A 6,768-nucleotide genomic window follows, 5' to 3' on the forward strand; every position below is an offset into this window, starting at 1 on the left:
TTTATATTTTTTCTTCTTCTCTTAAAGTTAAGACTTCACAACCATCTTTTGTCACTAAAATAGTATGCTCCCATTGAGCAGAAAGGGATCTATCTTTAGTAACTGCTGTCCAGCCATCTTTTAAAACTGAAACTGCTCTTTTACCAACATTTATCATTGGCTCAATAGTGAAAATCATACCTTCTTTAATCATCTCTCCAGAGCCAGCTTCACCATGATGCATAACATGAGGAGGCTCATGAAAATTAGCTCCTATACCATGACCACAAAAAGCATCAACGATTGAATAGCCAAATTTTTTAGCATGTTTTTCTATAACTGTTCCAATATCACCAAAATGATTACCTGGCTTAACTACTTCTATACCTTTCCATAAACATTCATGTGTTACTTCAACAAGTTTCTTAGCCATTACTGATGGTTCACCGATCATAAACATCTTACTTGTATCACCATGATAGCCATCTTTTTTGACTGTTACATCAATGTTTAAAATATCACCTTTTTTTAGCTTTTTATCAGCAGGGATACCGTGACAAACAACATGGTTTATTGATGTACATATAGATTTGGGAAAACCATGATAGTTAAGAGGCGCTGGATATGCATCTTGCTCATTGATAATATATTCATGACATATCTTATCTAACTCTCCAGTTGTGATCCCCTCTTTCACATATGGAGTAATCATTTCTAAAACCTCTGCTGCCAGCTTCCCAGCAACACGCATTTTCTCAATCTCTTCAGGTGTTTTTATAATTATTTCACTCATACTTTAAACTAAACTTGTCAAAAACCTAATTAGGCTATTATAAACTATCATATTATGAATATATAGATGCTAAAAAAGGATGTTTGAAAATTATTTAGCCTATAAAAAATCTTAAACTTTAAGCTTTGATAATATCTAATTTCTCAACAAGCTCCCAAAATATTTTTTTAACAGGTGATATTAAAGCTTCTTTCCTCATTACTACACCTACAAAAATCTCTGGTAAACCATTAGTTTCTACTATATTTACAGATTTAGATAAGTGGCTATGTTTTAATATCACCTCTGGCAGCACAGATATACCAATCCCTGAAGCTACTAATGATAAAATAGCCTCATTACCATCAACATCTCCATATATTTCAGGCTTTAAATTTTGCTTATTAAACCATTCATCTAAATTACTGCCTCCGATATAATGAGCAGGTCTTATAAAAGGTATTTCTTTAATAGCTTGCTTTAAGTTTTTAATTTTTTTTATAGCTGGAGCAATCATAACCATCCGTGTAGTTAAAACTTCATTAACACGAAAATTATTAGGAATATCTTTGGAAAGAATCGCTATGACTACATCTGAAGCATCTTCTTCAAGCTGGCTAGTACAGTTTTTTATTGATCCTGTAGTTAGCTGTATCTTAATACCAGGATAACTTAGATGTAGTTTCTTAATAATCTCGGGTAAAACCACATATGATGCTGTTACTGTACAAGATATTCTAATATCGCCTACTATCTGTCCTTCTTTAGGGTGCAAAACACAATTTAGATCCTCATACTTCTGTAGCATTTCTTTGGCAAATTGATAATAGACTCTACCTGCATCAGTTAGTCTAATATTTCTATTATCTCTTTCAAAAAGTATTACTTCCATTTCTTGTTCAATACGTTGAATAAGACGAGTTAAAGCTGATGGTGTTAGAAAGCATTTCTCACTCGCCCTACCAAAATGTAAAGTTTCAGCCAATATTTTAAAAGCATTCAATTCTTTTTTATCAATCATACACACTATTTATTGCAGTTTATGCAATAAATAATTGCAAATTTTTCACTTTATTTCAAGCAACACTTTATGTAGATTTATAATTAGATTTACGATAAAAGACCTAAATAACTGGAGAATACCATGAAAATTCAAAGTAATATTTTTGAAGTTAAAGAATACAACTTAGGTGGACATAATGAGACTATCGTTGCAGGCGGTCGTCATTTATTTGAGAAGTTACCTCAAGCATTTAAAGGAATCAAGCAAATTGGTGTGATAGGCTGGGGATCTCAAGGCCCAGCTCAAGCACAAAATTTACGCGATTCTTTAGAGGGGACTGATATAAAAGTTAAAGTTGGTTTACGTGCTGGATCAAGCTCAGAAAAAGAAGCTGAGGCAGTTGGTTTTACTAAAGAGAATGGTACTTTAGGTGAAATGTTTGATGTTATTAAAGAATCAGACATGGCTATTATCTTAATATCTGATGCTGCTCAAGCTAAGCTTCATGATAGAATTTTTGCAGCTGTTAAACCTGGAGCAACATTAGCTTTTTCACATGGTTTCTTAATTGGTTTTGTTGAAGGTATTAATCATAAAATTAGAGATGACATAAATATTATCGCAATGTGCCCTAAAGGTATGGGACCTTCTGTTCGTCGCTTATATGAGCAAGGTAAAACAATAAATGGTGCTGGTATCAATAGTAGTATAGGTGTTTATCAAGATGTTAACGGTAAAGCAACTGAGCAAGCTCTAGGTTGGGCTATCGCTTGTGGTGCTCCGTTTGTTTTCCCAACAACTATGGAAATGGAATATCGTTCTGACATCTTTGGTGAAAGAGGTGTTTTACTTGGTGGTGTTCATGGCATCATCGAAGTACTTTATCGTTACTTTACTGACAATGGTATGGACAAAGAGGAGGCTTTCCGTCGTACTGCTGAAGCAATCACTGGCCCAATATCTAAAATCATCTCAACTCAAGGCCTGAGAAAAGTATATGACAGCCTAGAGACTGCAGAAGATAAACAAAAATTTGAGAATGCATATAATGCTGCTTACACTCCATTATTTGATATCTTAATTGAGTGCTATGAAGATGTTGAAAGCGGCAATGAAATTCGTTCAGTTGTAATGGCTGGTGCACGTCATGATCGTCTACCTATGGGTAAAATTGATAAGACTGAACTTTGGAAAGTTGGTGAAAAAGTAAGAGCTGAGCGTGATCAACATACAACTCCTATTGATCCTATTACAGCTGGTGTTTATATTGCTTGTATTATGGCTCAAACTGATGTTCTAGTTCAAAAAGGCCATGCTTACTCTGAAATTGTTAATGAGTCTATTATCGAAGCTGTAGATTCTCTAAACCCATATATGCACTTCAAAGGTGTTGCTCATATGGTTGATAACTGTTCAACTACAGCTAGACTTGGTTCACGTAAATGGGCACCTAGATTTGACTACAACTTAATGCAGCAAACTATCCCATGTATTAATACTAAAGCAGGTGCAGACGCTCCTTTTGAAAAGTTTGCTAACCATCCAGTTCACGATGCTTTAGCAGTTTGTTCAACTTTACGCCCTTCTGTGGACATAAGTGTTGTAGAATAAATAATAATATAAAAATTAATTCTTAAATCTCATGCAAATCAAAGAAGCGCAAGATACTATAGAAAGGCTTTTTAAAAATATTTCTCACCCAAGATTAGCTAGTTTTATCGCTCTGACTGAAGAGGTTGGTGAGCTAGCTAATGAAATTATGCAAAAAGAAATCTATGAAGAGACTTCAGATGATAAAAAAATCAAGTCAGAATTAACTGATGTATTTGTATGTGTACTTGAAATTGCAAATCTATATAACATTGATCTTGAGCTAGAATTTGAAAATAAAATTCAAGATCTAAAACCTCGAGTAGAGCAATGGCAAAGCTCTAGTAAACTACTTAAATCCAAAAGAGAAAAATTAGATTAAGTATTTCTATTACTGTTTAAGATTATTATTTTATCTCTAGCTATATCTTTTATCATATTTTTATACTACACTAGAGGTGTAAGGATAGAAAATTTTCAAAGAGTTTAATTTTCAGTATATTAATTTCAGTTTTTGCTAGTCTCATAAATTGTCATTTCATATAATCCGTACGTAGATTAATAGCTTTAAATAGCTATATAAAGAACTAACCAAATAAAATAAAGAGAATTAGAAATGGATAATAAATCACAAGGTACAGTAAAATTTTTCAATGACCAAAAAGGATTTGGTTTTATAACTCCTGAAAATGGTGGTAAAGATGTATTTGTACATATATCAAAACTAAATGGCGAAACAATCCTAGAAGGCCAACAAGTTACTTTTGAAACTCAAGAAGGTAGAAAAGGTCCTGAAGCTATAAATATCGAGGTACTATAATGCCAAGTATTAGAGTTGACGAACGTAAACCTTTTGATATTAGTTTAAGAAACTTCAAACGTGCTTGCGAAAAAGCTGGAATCAAGCAAGAGCTTAGAGATAGACAGCATTATGTTAAGCCAACTGAAAAAAGAAAAATAGCTAAAAGAGCAGCTGTAAAAAGAGCAAGAATTGCTCAAAGAAGAGCTTTCGGTTAATTTTATTTCTTATTCGACTTTTTCTTAAAAATTCATTTTATATTTCAAATACGCTAAATGCCTATATTAGGCTAATGGCTTTTGTATAATTTATTTATCAAACTTCTGTATGACCCATAACGGTCCTATTAGTAGAAATTGAACATCTTTTAAGAAAGATGGCTTTTTACCCTCTAAATGATGACCATAGAACTGTAAAGCCCAACCAATGATAAATATAAATATCGAAATCAATAAAATATTTGGAATAAAAATAGCTACTCCAAGCATTATCAAACTTGCTACTAACATGATCCAAGCATATTTAAAAGATAATGAAAAATAAAAACATAACGCTAGTATTATCAGAATCAAAGCTAACCAAAAACTAATAGAATATAATATCCCAATAATTGAAAAAGTAATTGCTGGAACACAAATAGTGTGGATTTTTTGATTAATAACATTTTTGTGACTCAATGAGTATTCATATAGCCAATTTTGTAAATCACGTCGCATAAACAATTATCTTAGTAATAATGTTACTAAAAAGTTTACACCAAAAATAATCTTTTAAAATAAAAGTTTTAGTTTTATATTTTTTATTCTACGAATCAAATAATTTAATAAAGTTCTAATAAACAGTCTTCTTTTGTCAGTTTAAAAACTAATCTCTCGCGCTGATCATCTCTTTTATATAAGCTCGCTCCTAGCTTTTCCACCGCTTTTTGTGAGCGAAAATTCTTGACCCAAACATCAAAAAAGACAATATTAACAAAGTTAAAAGCATAACTAAGCATTAGTTTTTTAACTTCCTTATTTAATTCAGTTCCCCAATATTTTTTGGCATAAAATGTATAACCAATTTTTATTGATGATACAACAGAATCATACTCATAATATCTTGTAGAACCAACCAACTCGTCTTTATAGTAAATCAAATAACAATTTTGTGGATTATTTATACCACTATCAAAAAATTTCTTAAATATTTCTCTTTTATATCTTAGCTTATCATCATGTTGTTCCCATATTTCAGGATCTCTCGCGACATTAAATAGTTCATCAAAATCATTTTGATGCATTACTTGAAGATGAAGATTCCCACTAGATAAGGGTTTGTGAAAATTCATAGAATCAGTTAGCCTTTTGTATGTTTTATTATTAAAACACATATTACTAAGGTTTTTAATATTATCTTTTGCAAAAAGATAATTTCTTTAAAAAAGACTCTACATCAAGATATACTAAAGTTTTTCTATTCTAACTTAAGCATAAGTTCTATGGTGCCAATAATGCCTGAACCACTGTAGTATCCCCTCCTTCTTTTAAATTTGAATATCTCCCATAGTTAGCATAATCAACATTATAGTTCCATACGAATATTCCTTTTAAACTATTCTTATTAGCATATGCTATTACACCACTTATAAACTTATCATCTATATTTGATTTATCTTTTGCTTCTCCAACTTCAATACCTATATTAAGTTTACTAAATGGCACACCTAGCTTGTTATATGATAATACAGAGTTTTTTGTATAAATAAGTGCTTTCTTACTACCAACTTTTGGCCATGAATATGACATAACATTATAATAATCTATATATTGTGAAATACGATAATTTCCAGAGAAAAACCATCTTGCTGTTCCCCAAGAGCGACTTAAACCTCTAAGCCGTATACACATTCTATTATTAGAATTAGCCGAAGCACCACATGCTCCTGTATGTGGTAAATCAATGGATATTAAGCTTACCTTGCTTTTTTAAACTACTACTTAGATCTGATACAAACATATGGAAATTCGATTTAAAAACTGGAGAGGCATTAGGAATATCAACATCGATATCTATACCTGCAATACCCACCTGCTTAACAATATCTAATAATCTCTCAACAATCACTTTAACATTAGTATTCTTTTGATTAAAGTATACCCATCCTTTACTATTTGTAGATCCTCCAAAAGATAACATAAACTTATTTGCTGGCTTACCGCTTTGCAATATATAATCTTTGACTTTAGTAGTACTCAAAGCTAACCCTCCAGGAGCTCCCCAATATAAAGAAGTTCCTTTATTTGTTACAAAAGCTATATTATTGACCGAAGTTAAAGTAGAATAAGGTTTTTGTTTTAATATTGATGCTCCACTACCCCAATTTATTACAAAACCTGATATTTTATTAGGATTATAAGCTGCCGTTGCTGAACTTACTATTAGAAAGCTTAGCAATAACCAGGTGTATTTCATATAAGACAATAATTATTCCTTACTAGGTTCTGTGCACAAAAAATCTAAATTAGATTGAAAATAACTAAACCGTTGTTATTTAAAAGTTGAAAGGCAGTAAATATCAAGGGTTTAGCAAATGCATTATCATATAAAAGAAGTATTCTGGTCAAGTATTTTATCGTTTTTAAA

Annotated in this window: 10 protein-coding genes; 4 read left to right on the top strand and 6 right to left on the bottom strand. The window is 31.5% G+C overall.

Features of this window, described 5'->3' with window-relative positions:
* Position 1: 1 nt before the first annotated feature.
* Both map and ilvY read right to left on the bottom strand, forming a co-directional pair.
* Entirely contained in the window at positions 2-772 is a 771-nt protein-coding gene (gene map / locus AB8E56_RS02345) for a type I methionyl aminopeptidase (protein ID WP_329477566.1), read from the bottom strand.
* A gap of 118 nt (positions 773-890) precedes the next feature.
* Positions 891-1,772, bottom strand: coding sequence for an HTH-type transcriptional activator IlvY (gene ilvY / locus AB8E56_RS02350; protein ID WP_329477568.1), 882 nt, complete (start codon positions 1,770-1,772; stop codon positions 891-893).
* A 123-nt stretch (positions 1,773-1,895) separates the two neighbouring features.
* On the opposite strand from ilvY, the gene AB8E56_RS02355 reads away from it, so the two are divergent.
* The 4 genes from AB8E56_RS02355 (at position 1,896) to rpsU (ending at position 4,361) form a co-directional block, all read left to right on the top strand.
* Entirely contained in the window at positions 1,896-3,365 is a 1,470-nt protein-coding gene (locus AB8E56_RS02355; RefSeq protein WP_329477570.1) for a ketol-acid reductoisomerase, read from the top strand.
* 31 nt (positions 3,366-3,396) lie between these two features.
* Positions 3,397-3,726: a MazG nucleotide pyrophosphohydrolase domain-containing protein gene (locus AB8E56_RS02360; protein WP_329477572.1), complete on the top strand. Its 330-nt coding sequence runs from the start codon at positions 3,397-3,399 to the stop codon at positions 3,724-3,726.
* A 234-nt stretch (positions 3,727-3,960) separates the two neighbouring features.
* Positions 3,961-4,164, top strand: a complete 204-nt coding sequence (locus AB8E56_RS02365) for a cold-shock protein (RefSeq protein WP_072713134.1) — start codon at positions 3,961-3,963, stop codon at positions 4,162-4,164.
* A complete protein-coding gene (gene rpsU, locus AB8E56_RS02370; RefSeq protein WP_072713135.1) occupies positions 4,164-4,361 on the top strand; it encodes a 30S ribosomal protein S21 in 198 nt (65 codons plus the stop codon). The genes AB8E56_RS02365 and rpsU overlap by 1 nt, the downstream gene beginning before the upstream one ends.
* Before the next feature lie 90 nt (positions 4,362-4,451).
* Here rpsU and AB8E56_RS02375 read toward each other — a convergent pair whose 3' ends face one another.
* The 4 genes from AB8E56_RS02375 to AB8E56_RS02390 all read right to left on the bottom strand — a co-directional run bounded on the left by AB8E56_RS02375 (position 4,452) and on the right by AB8E56_RS02390 (position 6,597).
* Positions 4,452-4,859, bottom strand: coding sequence for an Mpo1-like protein (locus tag AB8E56_RS02375; protein ID WP_329477580.1), 408 nt, complete (start codon positions 4,857-4,859; stop codon positions 4,452-4,454).
* A gap of 104 nt (positions 4,860-4,963) precedes the next feature.
* Complete coding sequence (locus tag AB8E56_RS02380) at positions 4,964-5,473, bottom strand: GNAT family N-acetyltransferase (RefSeq protein WP_329477582.1); 510 nt, start codon at positions 5,471-5,473, stop codon at positions 4,964-4,966.
* A gap of 148 nt (positions 5,474-5,621) precedes the next feature.
* Positions 5,622-6,032 carry a hypothetical protein gene (locus AB8E56_RS02385; protein WP_329477584.1) on the bottom strand — a complete coding sequence of 137 codons (411 nt, stop codon included), beginning with the start codon at positions 6,030-6,032 and terminating at the stop codon, positions 5,622-5,624.
* A gap of 49 nt (positions 6,033-6,081) precedes the next feature.
* Entirely contained in the window at positions 6,082-6,597 is a 516-nt protein-coding gene (locus AB8E56_RS02390; RefSeq protein ID WP_329477586.1) for a glycoside hydrolase family 18 protein, read from the bottom strand.
* Between the last annotated feature and the right edge of the window lie 171 nt (positions 6,598-6,768).

This window comes from Francisella sp. 19X1-34 (genome assembly GCF_041102755.1).
In the GTDB taxonomy this organism is placed as follows: domain Bacteria; phylum Pseudomonadota; class Gammaproteobacteria; order Francisellales; family Francisellaceae; genus Francisella.

Excerpts from the sequence above, each read along its gene's own strand:
- AB8E56_RS02360 (WP_329477572.1), top strand. The coding sequence starts at position 3,397 with ATGCAAATCAAAGAAGCGCAAGATACTATAGAAAGGCTTTTTAAAAAT.
- AB8E56_RS02390 (WP_329477586.1), bottom strand. The coding sequence starts at position 6,597 with ATGAAATACACCTGGTTATTGCTAAGCTTTCTAATAGTAAGTTCAGCA.
- ilvY (WP_329477568.1), bottom strand. The coding sequence starts at position 1,772 with ATGATTGATAAAAAAGAATTGAATGCTTTTAAAATATTGGCTGAAACT.
- AB8E56_RS02380 (WP_329477582.1), bottom strand. The coding sequence starts at position 5,473 with ATGAATTTTCACAAACCCTTATCTAGTGGGAATCTTCATCTTCAAGTA.
- AB8E56_RS02385 (WP_329477584.1), bottom strand. The coding sequence starts at position 6,032 with ATGTGTATACGGCTTAGAGGTTTAAGTCGCTCTTGGGGAACAGCAAGA.
- AB8E56_RS02355 (WP_329477570.1), top strand. The coding sequence starts at position 1,896 with ATGAAAATTCAAAGTAATATTTTTGAAGTTAAAGAATACAACTTAGGT.
- map (WP_329477566.1), bottom strand. The coding sequence starts at position 772 with ATGAGTGAAATAATTATAAAAACACCTGAAGAGATTGAGAAAATGCGT.
- AB8E56_RS02365 (WP_072713134.1), top strand. The coding sequence starts at position 3,961 with ATGGATAATAAATCACAAGGTACAGTAAAATTTTTCAATGACCAAAAA.
- AB8E56_RS02375 (WP_329477580.1), bottom strand. The coding sequence starts at position 4,859 with ATGCGACGTGATTTACAAAATTGGCTATATGAATACTCATTGAGTCAC.
- rpsU (WP_072713135.1), top strand. The coding sequence starts at position 4,164 with ATGCCAAGTATTAGAGTTGACGAACGTAAACCTTTTGATATTAGTTTA.